The sequence below is a fragment of the Paenibacillus sp. LT-B23 genome (genome assembly GCF_059417685.1).
In genome coordinates, this window is sequence record NZ_JBSQBM010000011.1 from 1 (window position 1) to 17982 (window position 17982).

A 17982-nucleotide genomic window follows, 5' to 3' on the forward strand; every position below is an offset into this window, starting at 1 on the left:
TGGGGATCCATGATCCACAGGAATGGACGTTCCAAACGAAGGACGAGCGCCCACATCGTTCGAAGGACAAAGAAACGTCAGATTCGGATACCTCGTCTCCTGCTTCCCAAACAGGGACAAACACTGGTGTTGTATTAAAGGACGCTAAAACAGTATCCGATAAGAATAGTACAATCCAACTTATCGGCTTGAATGATGGCGACGCTAGCCAAGCTCTGAATGTTACAATTGGTGAGCAGAAAGAGCTGATCGTTGATGCTTCGGGATACAGTAAAGCGGCAAAATTGAGTATATCTTCTGCTTTTTTAAAAGAATATGAGAAGGAAAGTACAAGGGTACCAATCAGCATTTGCACGGCAGTAGCACAGTTCACCCTTTCTCCTGAACTGGTCGACAAATTGGTCTCATTATATCCTGAAGACAATCTGATCGTTGAAATTTCAGCGTTGACAGGCGAAAACGGTGAACAAGTAAGACAAGTTATTGCTGACACGGGTTTAGCGGGTGTTGTGGTAAACCCGGTTGATTTCAAGCTTATGGCCGGAGATCACGAGATCACTGAATTTTTCGGTCACTACGTGGAACGGAAATTGATTTTGGATCATGAAGTTGATCCTGAGCACGTAGCTGCGGTATGGTTCGATCCACAGACAGGTGTGTTATCGTCTGTTCCTGTGTTGATCCGGAATGTGAATGGCCAAACAGAGGCAATCATCAAGTCAAATCATAACAGCATTTATGCTGTAGTCTCAACAGACAAAAAGTTTAAGGATTTGGAGAATCATTGGGCACAAAAAGATGTGGAGATGCTGGCAAACAAGCTGATTGTCAAAGGTGTTCAGCCTGATATTTTTGATCCGGATCGACCTGTAACAAGAGCTGAATTTGTTGCATTGCTTGTGCGTGGGCTCGGTATGCAGGAAAAGCCGTTAACGGAACATTTTACGGATGTGAAAGAAAACGCCTGGTATGCTGGTAGTGTGGGAGCTGCAATGGAAGCTGGTCTGATCCGTGGTTACGGGAATCGGTCATTTGGACCAGAAAAATTGATTACCCGTGAGGAGATCGTGGTTATTACCGAAAAGGCAGCACATTATGCCCAAATTCTGAATGCTGGCCCTGCTAGTGAGAAATATAAAGAGATATACAGCGATGCATCCGCTGTTTCTCCTTGGGCTCAAGAGGCTATGGCGAAGGCTACAGAGCAAGGCTTAATTAAAGGCGTCTCCCCCGACTTGCTTGCCCCCAAACAGCAGGCGGCCCGGGTGGAAGCGACCTCCATACTGAAACGGTTTTTGCAACTCATTAAATTCATAAATTAAAAAGCAATGAACTAGATGAAAAGATAAAGAGGCACCCTCTATTTTCAGGCGATCCAGATGGATCGCCATTTTTTATTCTTTATCCGGATGCTATGATTAGAGCTGTCCCTGTTTTTGAAACCCACTTATATAACTAGAAAACCTTGAAGTGATGGCTCTATTCTGTGATCATTCACAATTAATGATAGAATTTATCTAAAAAAAAGGAGGCTTAATGGTGATGGTGGAGGTGACTGGAATTATCGTAGCAGGCGGACGATCTAGCAGAATGGGACAGGACAAAGCGATGCTCCAGCTTGGGGGAGTTGCGGTACTGGAAAGAATATCTGCTGTGCTGGGGCAAGTAGCGCAACGAGTTATCGTCGTGGCCCGAGATACGCAGCAGTATAGACGGTTTGGTCTGGAAATGACGACAGACCTGTATCCTAGCTTGGGGCCATTAAGCGGCATCCATGCTGGGCTTTCTGCTTCCAACACGGAGTGGGGGATTGTCGTCGCCTGTGATATGCCCTTCGTGCAGCCAGAGGTATTGCGTGCCTTGGTTGCCCAAACAACGGACTGGGGAGCGGTGCAAAAGACAACCAGTGACCAAAGGAAACAAGAAGCGGAAGGGGAGCAAGCACTGATGGGTGGAAATGGCTTGTTGATCCAGCCAACGGAATCTTCATTACAAGCTGTAATCTCTTCTGTGGACGGGCGTATACACCCGTTGCTGGCTGTGTACCATCAGAGTGTGCTGCCGTCTGCCGAGGAATGTTTGCGTAGTGGACGACTTCGTCTCACTGATTGGTTGGACAAGCTGAACGTTCGTTATGCGAAGGTAGAGGATTTGCCGGGGGTGAGTGAAGACATATGGCATAAGGCCACATTTAACATGAATAATCCGCAGGATTACCAGCTTGCTATAGAGCAGTTGAAGCAGAGCGTACAACAGAACACGCAGAACGTGAAAAACTTAAAGGAAACACAGGAAGATTAGGGATGTGCAAGCTTCCTGTTCGAAAACTGTATAAGTGAGAAAACATCAGAGAAAATAGGATGGAATGAATTTGGGGGAATATATTCATGCTAGAAGCTATTATCCATGCCGTTTTATTGGCAGTAGGGCTGATTCTACCCTTGGGAGTACAAAATGTATTTGTATTCAATCAGGGGGCATCGCAGTCCCGGTTTCGTAATGCATTGCCTGCCGTTATTACGGCGGGAGTCTGTGACACGGTCCTGATTGGGCTCGCAGTTGGGGGCGTCTCCCTTATTTTGCAGCGTTTTCTGTGGCTTACGAATGCGCTTTATGCAGCAGGCTGTCTATTTCTGCTTTATATGGCCTGGACCCTGTGGAAATCGAAGGCAGCTTCCTCGGGGGAAAGTCAGCCCATGCTGCCGAAGCAGCAGATGATTTTTGCCGCTTCGGTATCTTTACTGAACCCTCATGCCATTTTTGATACCGTCGGCGTGATTGGAACCAGCTCTCTCCAATATGACGGCGGGGAACGCTGGGCTTTCGGACTGGCTGCCGTGTCGGTATCGTGGATATGGTTTATTGGTTTGGCGACAGCCGGGCGTCTTGTAGGGCGTATGGATTCAGAAGGAAGATTCGGCACTGTGCTTAATAAAATATCAGCCTTGATTATTTTAGGTTTGGCTATTTATATGGCGGTAAATTTTATGAACAGCATATGATCCAAACCTTGTTACAAGAAGAACTTCAGTAAAGCGAATACCCCGCTTAAAGCGAAGGGAACACCGATCAGAAACAGCATAACGGCAAGGCAGCCTGCACCATTTACACCGCCTGCGATTAGGGCATCCCGAGGATTTGTCGGATTGTATAATACGTTAATCTTTCTGCCAATCCGGTTGAAGCTCAGATTGGTGCTATAAGGGTTCCAGAATTCTACGACTTCACCTGAAGTGGTGTAGAAGCGTACTTTCAATCGGCGGGTGTAGCTGGTATCAACCGGATCATCACGGTCAAAGGGAACGACATCAACGTCGACTTCGATATGCGCATCCACGATTTGCCCCTTGGTACGAACCCAATGGCGTTTGCGGTAGCGATGGCGGCGGATCGTTCTGAATCCAAAATAGATGAGTACCAGTCCAAGCAAGCTGAAGAACGGCATCAGCAGTTCGGAGCTAAAATGAAACCAATACACGTTGAAATCAATTGAGATGGTAATCTACTCCTTTGCATAGCTGAATATTAAATATAATTTCCTGACCATCCATGTTGGTGAAAAAAGTAGCTTATCAATATATCGGTCCTTTATCAAAATCGTTTTAATTCTTCCGGATTGATCATAGATCGGGGTTAAGTGAAATATGAAAAAGCCCACTTCCAAGGGAAGCGGACCTTTCAGTAAATTTGAAATCATGAGCTTATAACGATGCTGACTATTTTTTGTTGGAATAAGACATATCAAAATCTACATCCTCGATAAATTCGATAACCTCGCCATTGGGGCTGTAGATCACAGCGTTTTTTACCACCAGAGGGGGTTCACCAAGCGTGAGCTGATCCGGTTTTACAAAGGTTCTTGCTCCATGAGCAAGGGCTTTTTGGTATATTTCGTTTACATCATCCACATAAAATGCGAAGTGCAGCAAAGCACCGTGGGCAATTTCATCCTCGGAGGAAGCTTTTTTTCCTTGAGCAGGAATGACTGCGTCGTTATCAAAAATCTCAAGACAGGTTATTTGATCCGGTGAAATGAGCATAGAAGCTTCCCGAATTTGAAAAGACGGCAGACTCCAATGATGTCCTCTTTTAAAACCCAATACCTCAGTATAGAATGCAATGGTTGCTTGATAATCTTGGGCTTGAATCGCCACATGTGCAAGACCCTTCACGCTCATTCAAAATCTCCCCTTATAAATAAGTTCACCTTATTATATGGATAATAATAAGGTTCATATATATGAAAAGTGAGGATTTTAGCCTATATTAGTTATTAAATAAAAGTTAATTCGTACAAAAAACATTATTTTTTAAAATTAAAACAGGAGGTGCTTGATATGCATCATCACATAGACGATATTGACCACAAAATTATGCAGTTGCTTCAGCATGACGCCCGGATATCTATTTCCCAGATCAGTAAAGAAATCTCGATGTCTCAACCTTCCGTTAAAGAAAGAATGATGAAGCTGGAGGAACGAGGAATTATTTCAGGGTATAGCACCGTATTTAATTTACGGGAGCTGAATCGTGGGACGACAACGTTTATTTTATTAAAGACTGAGCATTGCCAAGAGCTGGTCGATTTTTGTAGAGAAGCAAAAGAGGTCACCGATTTATTTCGCATCAGCGGGGAATTTAATTATCTCATCAAGGTACAAACCGCGTCGGTAGAGGAAATTGCAGAGTTTCAGGATTCACTGGTGAAATTAGGCCCTTCGAAGTCACATATTTGTATGAAAAATATACTGGAAAACAGGATTTTGCTGTAAATCAGTCGGAGAACAGGACATTCCGAGCATCAAACATTCGCAACATCGAACAAACGAATATTTGGATTGGATAAAAAAAGTGACGCCGATTACAACAGCGTCACTGTAATGCCCTGCTCCAGACGTTGCACGTCCTGTAGCTCAATCTTTCCGGCCATGGCGTGCAAAGCCGCCGCCGTGCCGCAGGCCGCTCCCCGCCGTAGCATGGCCGGGAGCTCCAGCCCCGCCGCCGCGCCGGTGACCAGCCCGGCGACCATGGCGTCACCGCTGCCGAGCGCGCTGACAATGTCCGCGTTCGGCAGGCTCACGCGGTAGCGCGCATCGCGCGTCACCGCCAGCGCCCCGCGCGCGCCGAGCGAGATGACGGCCAGCTGCGCTCCGGCCTCAAGCAGCTGCGCTGCCGCCGCTTCAGCAGCACCCGGGCGCGCTGCGTCGATGCCGGCGAAGCGGGCGGCCTCGTCCTCGTTAGGCTTCACGAGGTCGGGCCTTCCGCGCAGCCCCAGGCGCAAGGCCTCGCCGCTCGCGTCCAGCGCCACTCGCGCACCGCGCGCCTTCGCCAGCGTGCACAGCTCGGCGTACAGATCCGGCGGGCAGCCCGGAGGCAGGCTGCCCGAAAACACGACCCAAGCCGAGTCCGCGGCAAGGGTCGTGATTTTGCGCCGCAGCGCGGCCAGCTCAGACGGCCCGATAGTCGGGCCGCTTTCGATCAGCTCGGTCTGCGTGCGCGTGGACGGGTCGAGCACGGTAATGGCGAGACGGGTTTCCCCGTGCGCCGTTTCGATGAAATCGGCGCTTACGCCTTCCGAGCTCAACCCGTCGATGAGCAGCCGCCCAGTGTGTCCGGCGGCAAACCCGGTCGCCCGCACAGGCTCGCCCAGCGTGCGAATGACACGGGCGGCATTGACGCCTTTGCCGCCCGGCACCGTCAGGCCGCCCTCGATCCGGTGGACGGCATTCAGACCGAAGCCTGCAACCGTGTAGATTTTATCCACAGCCGCGTTAAGCGTTACGGTGGTAATCACAAGGTATCACTCCTTTAAGAAATCAGCTTTAAACCCAATGCTGCGGCAAGAATCATAGCAATGAACAGGACACGCAGTACGCTTTTTTGTTCACCGTACAAGAACATGCCCGTAATCGTGCTGCCGACCGTTCCAATGCCTGTCCACACCGCGTAGGAAGTTCCCATAGGCAAACTCTTCATTGCGTAGCTGAGCAGCGAGAAGCTAATGACAAAAGATAGAACCATGAGCATGAATGCCTTCCAGCCCTTGCCGATCGTAACTCCCTTCATACCGATGACTCCAAAAACTTCCGAGCATCCCGCGATAACCAATGCAATCCAAGCCATTATGCGCCACTCCCTTCCTGAGCATCACGGTCAGTAACCAATTTCAGGCCGACCACCCCTGCCAGCAAAAGAGCGATTAACAGCGTTTTGGACCATTGAAAGGGTTCCCCGAACAGCAGCATTTCACCTACAACCGTCCCACCTGTTCCAAGTCCGGTAAATACAGCGTACACCGTGCCTACAGGCAAACGGCTGGCCGCTTTCATGATCAAATAAAAGCTGGCTATCATAGCCAGCACGGTTACAATCCAGGCGAATGCGGAATCTGCGTGCTTCAGACCCGAGACCCATACGACCTCAATAAGGCCACCTATAAAAACATAAATCCAGCTGCGATTCATGATGAGCGTTCCCCTTTAAATATAGATTAGTTGTAGATTAATCACCCGTTACGTTCTTGTTCCTTCACGCTTCATGAGGCGGGGTTAACGTAATCCCGCGCCAAAAAATAGGCCATGCAGCTTTCAATCTTCGGTGGTAGTTCAGGCTCCCACTATAGAGCAGTTCCACCATGATTCCGTCCAGCAGTGTTATGAAGGATAGGGCCACATCCACTGGCTCCATATGTCCAAAGGGTCCCCTATCTCGTGCATTCCGCAGGATGCGAGTTAATTTTCGCTCCATATTTTCCAGAAAAGGATTAACAATATCCAGAACCTCGGTATACAAAGACACAGGCGGTAAGAAGGAAAAGCGAAGCATAAACTTGGCTGTGTTGTTGCTCTCATATTCCTGTCCCATCCAAAACAGGAAGTCATGCAGCGTATGCTCCAGCGACTGATCTCTGCGTTCCGAAAAGTATTCAAAAATACGTAAATTCTGCTCTTGAAAAGCGTACCTCGCCACCTGTAGAAACAGATCCTCCTTGCCTTGAAAATGCGCATATATAGAAGGTTTTCGAATACCAACCTCAGCGGCAATATTGCTTAAGGATGCCCCCTCATACCCATTGGCGGCAAATTGGAAAAGAGCGGCTTTTCGAATATCTTCCATCCCCATTATTCTCACCTACCTAACGTTCGTTAGTTTATTCTTGCACGGAAAAAAGTAGGTGTCAACCCGGCTTTATCCGGTTTTGTTGCGGGTTTTTCCCCGGATTCTCTTTTTTTCTTTAAAACCTTAACAAAAAAGTGGGAAGAAATAAGGTGCTCATGTACAATATAATGAAGATGTCTATTTTTTAGCGATGAATCATCTAGTTCATATATACAATGTCTGTTTCTTGCTGTTTGGTGAGGATGCAGTACATTGGAAATGAGGTAAATTATGAGGCGAAGCTTACTGGCTGTGTTAATTGCGGCTATGGTTTTTGTTATTTATTATTTTGGTTTGTTTAATTATATTGGCAGAAATGAAGGAACGGTCATCAGTATTTTCTCCACGCTGACGGTCATTTCCATCAGTCTGATTATTTTTTCGGAGAATCGCAATCCCTCCACTACAATGTCCTGGATTTTGCTGCTGGCCTTGCTGCCGGTGGTTGGACTTCCTCTTTATTTTTTGTTCGGGCAAAATGTGTTCAAACGCCGCAAGTATGACAAAAAGGCATTGCGTGACCAGCAGGCTTACGAGCGTATTGAGAAGGATGCCATGCACGTCAAACGGGACTTGACCTATTTTACCGATGAGCAGCAGCAGTTAATGCGATTGGCACGCAGGCTGGCCCGTTCCCCGATTTATTTTGCGGCCGAAACCCAAATCTTGAACAACGGAGATGAGACCTTCTCCACATTGCTGGCGGAACTACGCAAGGCAGAGCATCATATCCACATGGAATACTACATTTTTCGGTCGGATGATATCGGCACCAGCATTCAGAAAATTTTGATCGAAAAGGCCAAAGCGGGTGTTAAGGTGCGGTTTATGTACGATGCGGTGGGCAGTATTCAGTTGTCGAAGTCATTTTTGAAGGAAATGAGAGATGCAGGAGTAGAGGTCGTTGCATACGGCGGCGCTCGGATCTTGTTTTTCTCCAGCCGGGTAAACTACCGTAATCACCGTAAAATTGTGGTTATCGACGGTAATATCGGATTAATCGGCGGTCTGAATGTAGGGGATGAGTACCTTAGCCGCAACAAAGCCTACGGATTTTGGCGTGACACACACATGATTGTGAAGGGCGAGGCTGTGCGGACGCTGCAACTTATATTTTTGCAGGACTGGCTTCATATGACGGGTGAATCGGTGCTGGATAAGGAATATCTGTCCCCCAAAATCGAGCCAATTACGGATGGAGGCGTACAGATTATTGCCAGCGGCCCGGATAATGAGCGGAGAGTGCTCAAAAATCTGTTCTTCTCCATGATCACGTCCGCCCGCAAATCGGTATGGATTGCCACTCCTTATTTTATCCCGGATGAAGATATTCTGACCGCGCTTCGGATGGCGGCTCTGTCCGGTTTGGACGTGCGGATTCTGTTTCCTGCCAAACCGGACAAGTGGCTGCCGTTCCTCGCGTCCCATTCGTACTTCCAAACATTGCTGGAGGTTGGGGTCAAGGTATATGAGTATGAAAAAGGCTTTCTCCATTCCAAACTTCTCATTATTGACGGAGAGGTTGCGACCATCGGAACGGCTAATATGGACATGCGTAGCTTCCACCTGAATTTTGAAGTGAACGCTCTGTTGATCCGAACGCATAGTGTACAGCAGATGGTGGCGGATTACGAGCGGGATTTGCAGTCTGCCAGCCTGATCGTACGCGAGGAATTTATGAAAAAGCGTCTGTTCAAGCGTTTGATGGAATCACTCGCCCGGCTGCTTTCACCACTGCTGTAGGTTGAATGAATAAAGTAAGCACGCTACAGTGCCCTCCTAATTTTAAAATGTGGTAAAGCCCAAGATGTCTTGTAAACGATATAGTATACCTTTCCAAAATGTAGATTTGTCCTCGTAAGCCTCCAGATCCAGACTGTATTCAGTTCCTCGGTTATTCCATAATGTATCAAAATAGGCCGCAATCTGTTGGGTCAGCTTGCTGTCCGCCGGAGCGGCCACCCACAATTCATTTTCCAGATTCAGGTCGTTCAAATTACGTGGTGTCAAATTCGTAGACCCGCCCAAAATGATGTGATCTCCCTGTCCCTTGGCAATATAAATCAGCTTGGTATGATATTGCTCATGGGTCGTATTGTACCAGCGGATTTGGATTTTTCCGCCCGATTTGTCGGACAGTTCTTTGGCGACCGGACGATTGGGAATGCCGATTTTTTCCTGTCCAAACGCGTTTTGATTCGGGTCCAGCAACAATTGGATGTTCACACCGCGTGCAGAGGCATCCAGAAGGCTGTTCAACACTTTACGGTCTGCCAAATAAAACATGCCCATATGAATGCTATCGCCTTTCTTTGTCTGCCCGATGACATCTAGAACCGATGTATATACCTTGCCTTCGGTTAGATATTTGATCCGGTAGCTGTCTTTTCCCGATTGAGCAGAGGCTTCCGCTTGTGGCGTATAGGCAGGAAGCTGCCCTCCGCCAGAGAAGTCCAGCACCGCCTGCTCGGTTTGTAAAATGTCCCCGATGATGGGTCCCTTCACCTCCAGCGCCACATTGGAGTGATATGCACTCGCATCGTGAACATTCCCTGTGGAAATGAGCGCTGTTTGTTCGCTGGCAACCAATTTTCGATGATTGGCCTTGACGTTTAACAGCTTGAGATAAGAGCGTGCCGTAACGTCAGGTCCGTCACTGGCCATCAGGTTGGGAATCCAGCCTGTGCCCTGCTGTCCGAACCATTGGAAAAAGGTACGCCACACCGCAGAATAGCTTGGTGTGGAATCCCGCAGCGGGTCCACATCAGTCTGCACAACCTGAATTCCCGCTCGTTTCATATTCTCCAGCAAATGATTGGGGGATGAATTGTAATTGGTATTGACTTCATCTGTAATGAAAAAGATAGGCATATCAGGATTAGCCTTCTTTTTGGCAATAAGATGCTCGGTCATCTGTGCGCTGACTTGGGGGAAGCGCTGGCCCTTATGTTTATAATCGTTGAACAGAAACAGGTCGATGACGATAAATTGTTTGGCTTCGTCAACGATCCCAAGCATACGGTTCAAAATTTGCCCTTCATGCTGTGCGGTACCTCCATCCCCGGAAGGATAGGTCAAATCCGTCCAGAAGTTTACCTCGTTGGTCGAATACTCCTGACTTTCATAAGAAACGAAGGGGGGCAGTGGCTTATGGGTCTGATAGATCATAATGGCAATCAGCCACAGGATGAGTAACAGGATAATGATTTTAATAGTGCGGCTTGTTCGCCCGGATTTTCTTTGGAATAGCTTTCTTTTTGATATCTTTTGCTGGGAAATAGGGTTATATGCCGGCCCAGAATGCAGCGTATCATGCTTACCCATATGGGGGTCAACTCCTCTATTGAATGCTGCATTCCACTTCATTGTACCGGAACATGCAGTTTTAGGATGGGGTACTGTCTAGTTATTAACGCAAGTGTACAGGATTGAAGCGTAATGACTGGAAGGAAAGGTATGGATGGTTGGAATGGGGCACCCATTATAGATTATGTGGAATCGGAATAGATCATACAGTATGGGTTTCATCCCTTTTCCTAATCCTCTTATTATGAAGAGGGGATTTTTTTGTTGATTCAGGACATATGTCCTTTATGGTGAGACTAACCTATACTTTAATAAATAGAAAAGTCACTTAGATAGGGAGAATAACGATTCATGAGAGGAATTTTATTTGCTTTTTTGGGAGGCGCTTGTATTACGCTGCAAGGGGTGGCGAATACACGGATAAGTCAGGATATCGGTACATGGCAGGCGGCTACGGTTACTCAGTTGACGGGTGTTATTTTGGCGGCATTGATCTGGATGTTCACACGAGATGGAAATGTGGCGGAGATGAAGCAGGTAAAGCCCATGTATCTCTTGGGTGGCGCTTTTGCAGCTATCATCATATTCAGTGAAGTGACCGCTATTCAGCATATCGGAGTTACATTCACGATCTCGGCGCTGTTGATTGCCCAGTTGTGCCTAACCTTTCTGGTTGATATTAACGGATGGTTTGGTGTAGTGAAGCAAAAAATGAAGCTGCCGCAATTTATAGGCATTGGTATGATGATCGCGGGTGTGATCATTTTGAAGCTCTAAATAGAATTTCATTCGGAGAAGGAACCCAGAACGTAGAAAACGAAGGTGAGCTCAAGCATGAAAGAAATTCAGGATCAAGAGCAACTGAAGCATTTTTTACAATTGCATCAGCTAGAAACCATACTACATGAGCCGCTGCGGCCTTATTTGTCACTGCATCGTTTGGAACAAGGGGAAAAACTGTGCACACAAGGGGATTCCATTGAACATCTGTACATATTGGTACAGGGCAAGGTCAAGATCTATACCAGTTCAACGGAAGGCAAAACACTGGTTCTCTGCTTCAAAACACCAATTGAGGTTATTGGGGATGTTGAATATATTCGCAGAAGCAACGTGATCAATACGGTGGAGGCTGTGTCTCCTATATATGTAATCGGTATTCACCAGCAATGGATGAATAAATATGGCAGAGACTATGCTCCAATGCTGCAATTTTTGCTGGATATCGTTACCCGGAAGTTTTGCATGGATTCCGACTTTTCCAGCTTTAACTTAATGTATCCTGTGGAAGTCAGACTGGCCAGTTACCTGCTATCCGTTTCTTTTGAGGAAGGGGATTCTTCTTCTTTTCATGAAGAATTGCGTGCATCCAGTCTCGTAGATGTGGCGAATTTAATCGGAACCAGCTACAGGCATCTCAACCGTGTGATTCGCAAGATGAGCGCAGATGGATTAGTGGAACGAGTACGGGGCTATATTGTGATTCGTGACAGAGAAGGTTTGGACCAACTGGCAGGCCATAATATTTATGAAGCATAATCATTCGTAAAAGAATTAGCAGGGGAGAGCTGAATCATGCTATTAGGAATTGTACTGGCGGTAATCGCAGGAGCCTTTGTTAGCCTGCAAACGATATTCAATAATAAGGTGAACGAACGGACAGGTTCATGGGCCACAACCACACTTGTGCTGGGAACGGGGTTTCTGGCCTCCTTGCTCGGCAGTCTTATTTTTGCAGGAAAAAATACATTTACACTACAGCATATGCAGCCGTGGTACTGGGTCAGTGGAATGATTGGTGTTGGCGTGGTGTTCTGTCTGGTACAAGGAGTGAAGCTGCTTGGCCCGACTTATGCGATATCTATCGTATTAACGGCACAATTGGGCACTGCTTTGCTGTGGGATTCGTTAGGATGGCTGGGACTGGAAAAGATTCCGTTCACCTTTACCAAGCTGATCGGCGTGCTGGTCATTATCGGTGGCATCCTGATATTCAAGTTTGGTAACGGGCGTACGAAGGAGCAGCAGGAAAGCATTTCACATGTACCTGATTCCATGAAGGGATGACGGATTTTACTTAAAGAAGCCTTGATATTCAAGGCTTCTTTTGTCTTTTACTATAATATGACGCTATATTAAATCATAATTAGTATATGGCATTATTGCCGATTTCCTCTTGAATCCATTGGCTTGGCAGCGTCTGATAAAAGGCCAGCAAGGATAACACCGATAAGCACCGCGATCATGGCGTGTAAGAGACCGAGAGACTCTCCCAGAAATCCTAATCCTGGGGGGCCTACTAAAAAGGCAATGTATCCGGTGGTAGCCACTGCACCCACTCGCTTTTGACAATGCTTATTAAAAGTATAATAATAAACTATACTATAATTTAGTATCTGGCATTTGTCCAACTTCATGGAGTGAAATGAAAACCTTTTAAACAGGAAGGAAAGTGTACATGGCAACGAATAAAGAAAATATGTTAGAAGGCAAATTATATATGGCTGGTGGAAAAGAATTAGCAAAGGATAGCAAGAAATCGAGAATGCTTACCCGCTTGTTCAATAACAGTACGGAAGAGCAACAGGAGTACCGGGTAGAGCTACTTAAACAACTGTTCGAGTCTACAGGTCAGGAGATATATATCGAACCTCCATTTCGCTGTGACTATGGCTGTCACATTACAGTGGGCAATCAGTTCTATGCCAATTATGACTGCATCATTATTGACGTAGCGAAAGTAACAATAGGGGATCATGTTTTTTTCGGCCCCAGGGTAGGTGTATATACGGCTGGGCATCCGATAGATTCAGATGTACGCAACATCTTGCTCGAATTTGGTAAACCGATAACGATTGGGAACAGTGTATGGATTGGCGCAAATACCGTAATCACTCCAGGAGTGAATATTGGAAATAATGTAGTTATCGGGGCGGGATCTATCGTTACCAAAGACATTCCTGATAATGTGGTTGCCGTAGGAAATCCATGTAAAGTGCTAAGGGAAATTACAGATGAAGACAGACGGTACTGGGAAAAGCAAAAAAATGATTATTATGCAGACATTGAGGACTAAGGTACAAATAAAACTTACCTGAACGGTTTGTATAAGCAGAGGAAAGGCTCGCGATTTTGTGTATATATTTTTCCATCCATGCTACAATAAAAGTATCAAATAATTGCCTGTAATAATACATAAATAGATCGGTTACCGTGTTCGGGAGCGGTCTTATTTGTGTTTTTAGACCAATGTAAATACATGAAGTGACCTGAATGAGGTGGGACATAGATGAGTAATGTGGAAAATAAATCTGAAACACCTGAGATTTCCGGCAAATCCGGTTCTTTGCTGCCTGCTGCACGCACAGGTGAACGGAAGATAGAGCATGTCCGACTTTGTTTGCAAGAGGACGTGGCAGGCCAAGGCATCACGAATGGACTGGAGCGCTATGCCTTTAAACACTGTGCACTGCCTGAACTGCATTTTGATGAGGTACGTTTGGACACTACTTTTCTGGGGCGCGCAGTGCGAACGCCGCTGCTGATTAGCTCCATGACAGGCGGCAGCGCGGAGACGGGAGCGATTAATGAGCGCTTGGCAGAAACAGCGGAGAAACGCGGCTGGGCGCTGGGAGTAGGCTCGGTGCGAGCTGCGGTGGAAAAAGAAGAACTGGCTCCGACTTTTGCGGTTCGTCGCTTGGCACCGAATATTCCGATCCTTGCCAATCTGGGAGCAGTGCAGTTGAACTACGGATTTGGCGTGGACGACTGTCGCCGTGCGGTAGAGATTGCCGGAGCGGACATGCTTGTACTGCATTTGAACGGATTGCAGGAGGTTTTCCAACCCGAGGGGAATCTGGATTTTGGCGGATTGCTTGGACGTATTGAAGAGCTGTGCCGCCGGCTTTCAGTGCCCGTAGGTGTGAAGGAAGTAGGCTGGGGCATAGATGGCGAGACGGCTTCGAGATTGTACGATGCGGGCGCGGCTTTTATTGATGTCGCGGGCGCAGGCGGGACAAGCTGGAGTCAGGTGGAAAAATTCCGCAATTCTGATCCTGTGCGCCGTGCAGCGGCGGAAGCATTTGCGGATTGGGGGAACTCCACCGCAGATTGTATCGTAGAAGTCAGGGCGGCGCAGCCGAATGGCGCAGTGATCGGCAGTGGCGGACTTAGAGACGGTGTCGATGCAGCCAAGGCGCTTGCCTTGGGCGCTGATATGGCGGGTTTCGGACGGTCGCTGCTCGGATCGGCGGTCGCCTCCACAGAGGCGCTCGAAGCGCGGCTGGAGCAGGTGGAGCTGGAACTGCGAACAGTCATGTTCGGAATTGGAGTAGCTGGGATTAAAGGACTTAAAGACACGACTCGGTTGAGAAAGAAGGCGAACGCATGAGCAGCATTGTAACCCTGGTACCGATGGACGCAGAGCAATATGAACGGTTTGAGCAGCGCTCGCTCGCGGACTACGCGGACGAAAAAATTCAGGCAGGCACATGGACGGTGGAAGAAGCGCCGGAACGCGCGGCAGAAAGCTTTGCCCGATACCTGCCACAGAGACTGGATACTCCCCATGCTCACCTTTACATGCTGATGTATTCGGATACGGATGTTGTGGAGAGCCAAGAGGAAGCGGGCTATATCTGGTTCAATATGACGGATAGCGCACAAGGGAAAGAAGCTTTTCTGCTGGATATTCTCGTCTACGATTCATATCAGGGGCGGGGGCTAGGCACATTGGCGATGGGGGCTTTGGAACAGGAAGCTCGCAGGCTGGGAGCCGTTCGCATCGGTTTGCATGTATTTGGGCATAATGAACGGGCTTTGCATGTGTACCGCAAGTCAGGCTATCGGGTTACGGATATTCAGATGAGCAAAGAGATTTAAATGAAGAAGTAGAGGATATAGCAAAATCCTGAAAGTCACAGTCGTATGCTTGCCGCATGTATAGGTTCTCATATATAATGTGGGTTGGTAAACTAACGGATGGCATAACGCACATTTTATATAAACGGGAGTTGTTCTGATTATGGCTTTAAAAGCGGGGATTGTGGGTCTGCCGAACGTGGGCAAATCAACACTGTTTAACGCAATAACGCAGGCGGGTGCGGAATCCGCAAACTATCCATTTTGTACGATTGATCCGAATGTAGGTGTCGTTGAAGTACCGGACGAGCGGCTGGATAAGCTAACTGAACTGGTTGTGCCGAACAAAACGGTGCCGACGGCTTTTGAATTTGTTGATATTGCAGGACTTGTACGCGGTGCGAGCAAGGGTGAGGGTTTGGGTAACAAGTTTCTGGCTCATATTCGTGAAGTGGATGCGATTGTGCATGTGGTACGTTGTTTTGAAGATGAGAATATCACCCATGTGGACGGCAAAATCGACCCGATCAGTGACATTCAGACCATTAATCTGGAGCTGATTCTGGCGGATATCGAAAGCGTAGACAAGCGCATTGAGCGTTCCCGCAAAAACATGAAGGGTGGCAACAAGCAATACACCCAGGAAGTTGAAGTGCTGGAGCGGATCAAGGAATCACTGTATGCTGATAAGCCTGCGCGCAGCGTGGAATTGTCGGATGAAGAACAGTTGATTGTACGTGATCTTCATTTGCTTACGATGAAGCCTGTACTGTACGCAGCTAATGTCAGCGAAGACGGTGTAACGGAAGCCGACAGCAATCCATATGTGCAAAAGGTACGTGATTTTGCTGTAGCGGAAAATGCAGAAGTGGTGCCGATTAGCGCCAAAGTAGAATCTGAAATTGCCGAGCTGGAAGGCGAAGACAAGGCAATGTTCCTGGAGGAACTGGGACTGGCTGAATCCGGTCTGAATCGTCTGATCAAAGCCGCTTACCGCTTGTTGGGTCTGTATACGTATTTCACAGCAGGTGTGCAGGAAGTACGCGCATGGACCATTCACAAAGGAACTAAAGCACCGGGTGCTGCGGGCGTTATCCACACGGATTTTGAACGCGGATTTATTCGTGCCGAGGTTGTATCCTACAACGATTTGGTCGCTGCTGGCTCTATGAACGGGGCTAAGGAACGTGGTCAGCTTCGTTTGGAAGGTAAGGAATACGTGGTACAAGACGGAGACGTTATGCATTTCCGTTTTAATGTATAATATTAGGTTTGCAGTATGAAACATTGTGCTAAATAAAGTAGTCGCTGCCTGTGTTGGGTGGCGGCTTTTTTTATTGTTTAGGATAAATCCATATTCTTAGCTCGATTTTGAAAGGAAATATGTTAAAATCCCCTTAATTACATAGCTAAAAAGAACCGATAGAGGTGAGCTGAAATGTTAGAACGTTCCATGGAGAATACAAGAGAATTGGAAAAAGGAAAGGGAGTGGTATAAGGAAGAGCTTCATTTTGTCGATAGCTCTTCTTTTAATAAAAAAGAAAAGAGGACTATTAAAATGAACAAAAATCAACATTTAATTAGCGATGGATTTAAGTTGAATTACTGTATACAAGGGTATGGAAAGCCAATATTGGTTGTTGGCAGTAGTATATATTATCCTCACTTGTTTTCGGAGAATTTATATAAAAAGTTTCAGTTCATTTTCTTGGATCATAGGGGATTTGTGAAGCCGCCTCGAGCTTTAGAACCCGAAGATTATACGTTGGATAAAGCATTAGATGATATAGAAGCAGCAAGACAATCCCTTAATCTTGAGGATTTTATCATATTGGGACATTCCGGACATGCCTTTATGGCTTTGGAATTTGCCAGAAAATACCCTGAACATGTTCAGAAAGTTGTTTTGTTAAATTCAGCACCTACCAATAGCGAAGAAAGACAGCGGCAAAGCTTTTCATTTTTTAATGAGACAGCAAGTCCAGAGAGAAAAAGGCATTTTGAAAAAGATATTGTTTTATTAGAACATGGTATCAAGAAAGATCCCGCGAGACGGTTTGTTTACATGTGTATTCGTATGGGAGCCCAAAGTTTTTACGATTATACATTTAATGCAGCTTACATGTGGGATGGTGTATATACGAATATGACAATCATTGATCATTTATGGGGAGAAGCATTCGGAAAACTTAATCTGATACAATTGTTGGCCGATGTTAATAAGCCAGTATTTATTGGTTTAGGGAGACATGATTATTTGGTTGCACCCGTTTCACTGTGGGATCTTGTGGATGACACCTATGAGAACGGGAAGAAAGTAATTTTTGAGCATAGTGGGCATAATCCTATGTTCGAAGAACCTCATTCCTTTGATAGGAAATTAGTCGAATGGATTTATGAAGGCAAGTAGGAATTTCGACCATTCTAACGAAAAAACGCTCAGCCAATCAGTGCTTAGCGTTTTTTGTGTGTATTAGGGTATTGAATTCCTTCAGGTTGAAGGGGCTGTGGTGCATGTCTTTTTTTATTGAAATTATTGTTGTTATTCAATTCATGAATTAGAAGTATTTTTAGTAGCTAATTAGTTAATTAGTTGGTATAATAAAGAGCTGTAGCCAGTGAATTTGAATCTGGCTTCATATTAATTTAACTGAAGA

General features: G+C 46.6%; 20 protein-coding genes. 13 read left to right on the top strand and 7 right to left on the bottom strand.

The features are described from left to right. The 3 genes from ACWXW9_RS14870 to ACWXW9_RS14880 form a co-directional block, all read left to right on the top strand. On the top strand, positions 1-1322 hold a 1322-nt coding region (locus ACWXW9_RS14870), incomplete at its 5' end, for an S-layer homology domain-containing protein (RefSeq protein ID WP_494930030.1). A gap of 220 nt (positions 1323-1542) precedes the next feature. Next, positions 1543-2301, top strand: a complete 759-nt coding sequence (gene mobA, locus ACWXW9_RS14875; protein ID WP_494930169.1) for a molybdenum cofactor guanylyltransferase — start codon at positions 1543-1545, stop codon at positions 2299-2301. A gap of 86 nt (positions 2302-2387) precedes the next feature. Then, positions 2388-3002 (top strand): LysE/ArgO family amino acid transporter, encoded by a 615-nt coding sequence (locus ACWXW9_RS14880; RefSeq protein ID WP_494930031.1) that lies wholly within the window; start codon positions 2388-2390, stop codon positions 3000-3002. Between the two features lie 11 nt (positions 3003-3013). Here ACWXW9_RS14880 and ACWXW9_RS14885 read toward each other — a convergent pair whose 3' ends face one another. Both ACWXW9_RS14885 and ACWXW9_RS14890 read right to left on the bottom strand, forming a co-directional pair. After that, positions 3014-3478 carry a DUF3592 domain-containing protein gene (locus ACWXW9_RS14885; RefSeq protein ID WP_494930032.1) on the bottom strand — a complete coding sequence of 155 codons (465 nt, stop codon included), beginning with the start codon at positions 3476-3478 and terminating at the stop codon, positions 3014-3016. Between the two features lie 238 nt (positions 3479-3716). After that, positions 3717-4178, bottom strand: coding sequence for a VOC family protein (locus ACWXW9_RS14890; protein WP_494930033.1), 462 nt, complete (start codon positions 4176-4178; stop codon positions 3717-3719). A 159-nt stretch (positions 4179-4337) separates the two neighbouring features. On the opposite strand from ACWXW9_RS14890, the gene ACWXW9_RS14895 reads away from it, so the two are divergent. After that, positions 4338-4772 carry an Lrp/AsnC family transcriptional regulator gene (locus tag ACWXW9_RS14895; RefSeq protein WP_494930034.1) on the top strand — a complete coding sequence of 145 codons (435 nt, stop codon included), beginning with the start codon at positions 4338-4340 and terminating at the stop codon, positions 4770-4772. A gap of 89 nt (positions 4773-4861) precedes the next feature. On the opposite strand, the gene ACWXW9_RS14900 is transcribed toward ACWXW9_RS14895, so the two are convergent. The 4 genes from ACWXW9_RS14900 to ACWXW9_RS14915 all read right to left on the bottom strand — a co-directional run bounded on the left by ACWXW9_RS14900 (position 4862) and on the right by ACWXW9_RS14915 (position 7122). Further along, a complete protein-coding gene (locus ACWXW9_RS14900) occupies positions 4862-5794 on the bottom strand; it encodes a 1-phosphofructokinase family hexose kinase (protein WP_494930035.1) in 933 nt (310 codons plus the stop codon). A gap of 14 nt (positions 5795-5808) precedes the next feature. Beyond that, positions 5809-6123 (bottom strand): DMT family transporter, encoded by a 315-nt coding sequence (locus ACWXW9_RS14905; RefSeq protein ID WP_137060600.1) that lies wholly within the window; start codon positions 6121-6123, stop codon positions 5809-5811. After that, positions 6123-6464, bottom strand: a complete 342-nt coding sequence (locus ACWXW9_RS14910; protein WP_494930036.1) for a DMT family transporter — start codon at positions 6462-6464, stop codon at positions 6123-6125. The genes ACWXW9_RS14905 and ACWXW9_RS14910 overlap by 1 nt, the downstream gene beginning before the upstream one ends. Positions 6465-6528: 64 nt before the next feature. Beyond that, positions 6529-7122 carry a TetR/AcrR family transcriptional regulator gene (locus ACWXW9_RS14915; RefSeq protein WP_494930037.1) on the bottom strand — a complete coding sequence of 198 codons (594 nt, stop codon included), beginning with the start codon at positions 7120-7122 and terminating at the stop codon, positions 6529-6531. 267 nt (positions 7123-7389) lie between these two features. Between ACWXW9_RS14915 and cls the strand changes: the two genes are divergently transcribed. Then, entirely contained in the window at positions 7390-8901 is a 1512-nt protein-coding gene (gene cls, locus ACWXW9_RS14920) for a cardiolipin synthase (RefSeq protein ID WP_494930038.1), read from the top strand. A gap of 42 nt (positions 8902-8943) precedes the next feature. Here the strand turns inward: cls and ACWXW9_RS14925 are convergent, their stop codons facing one another. Then, positions 8944-10482 (bottom strand): phospholipase D family protein, encoded by a 1539-nt coding sequence (locus tag ACWXW9_RS14925; RefSeq protein WP_494930039.1) that lies wholly within the window; start codon positions 10480-10482, stop codon positions 8944-8946. A 333-nt stretch (positions 10483-10815) separates the two neighbouring features. On the opposite strand from ACWXW9_RS14925, the gene ACWXW9_RS14930 reads away from it, so the two are divergent. The 8 genes from ACWXW9_RS14930 (at position 10816) to ACWXW9_RS14965 (ending at position 17735) form a co-directional block, all read left to right on the top strand. Continuing rightward, positions 10816-11241, top strand: coding sequence for a DMT family transporter (locus ACWXW9_RS14930; RefSeq protein WP_044646203.1), 426 nt, complete (start codon positions 10816-10818; stop codon positions 11239-11241). Positions 11242-11298: 57 nt separating this feature from the next. After that, the gene (locus ACWXW9_RS14935) at positions 11299-12003 is read left to right on the top strand and encodes a Crp/Fnr family transcriptional regulator (RefSeq protein WP_494930040.1); all 705 of its coding nucleotides are present in this window, start codon (positions 11299-11301) and stop codon (positions 12001-12003) included. A 36-nt stretch (positions 12004-12039) separates the two neighbouring features. Continuing rightward, positions 12040-12531 (top strand): DMT family transporter, encoded by a 492-nt coding sequence (locus ACWXW9_RS14940; protein WP_025683387.1) that lies wholly within the window; start codon positions 12040-12042, stop codon positions 12529-12531. 391 nt (positions 12532-12922) lie between these two features. Continuing rightward, entirely contained in the window at positions 12923-13540 is a 618-nt protein-coding gene (locus ACWXW9_RS14945) for a sugar O-acetyltransferase (RefSeq protein WP_494930041.1), read from the top strand. 213 nt (positions 13541-13753) lie between these two features. Then, positions 13754-14854, top strand: coding sequence for a type 2 isopentenyl-diphosphate Delta-isomerase (gene fni, locus ACWXW9_RS14950; protein WP_494930042.1), 1101 nt, complete (start codon positions 13754-13756; stop codon positions 14852-14854). Then, on the top strand, positions 14851-15345 hold the full coding sequence (locus tag ACWXW9_RS14955; RefSeq protein ID WP_494930043.1) for a GNAT family N-acetyltransferase: 495 nt from the start codon (positions 14851-14853) through the stop codon (positions 15343-15345). The genes fni and ACWXW9_RS14955 overlap by 4 nt, the downstream gene beginning before the upstream one ends. 142 nt (positions 15346-15487) lie before the next feature. After that, complete coding sequence (gene ychF / locus ACWXW9_RS14960; protein WP_014278491.1) at positions 15488-16588, top strand: redox-regulated ATPase YchF; 1101 nt, start codon at positions 15488-15490, stop codon at positions 16586-16588. 295 nt (positions 16589-16883) lie between these two features. After that, a complete protein-coding gene (locus tag ACWXW9_RS14965) occupies positions 16884-17735 on the top strand; it encodes an alpha/beta fold hydrolase (protein ID WP_494930044.1) in 852 nt (283 codons plus the stop codon). Positions 17736-17982: the final 247 nt, after the last annotated feature.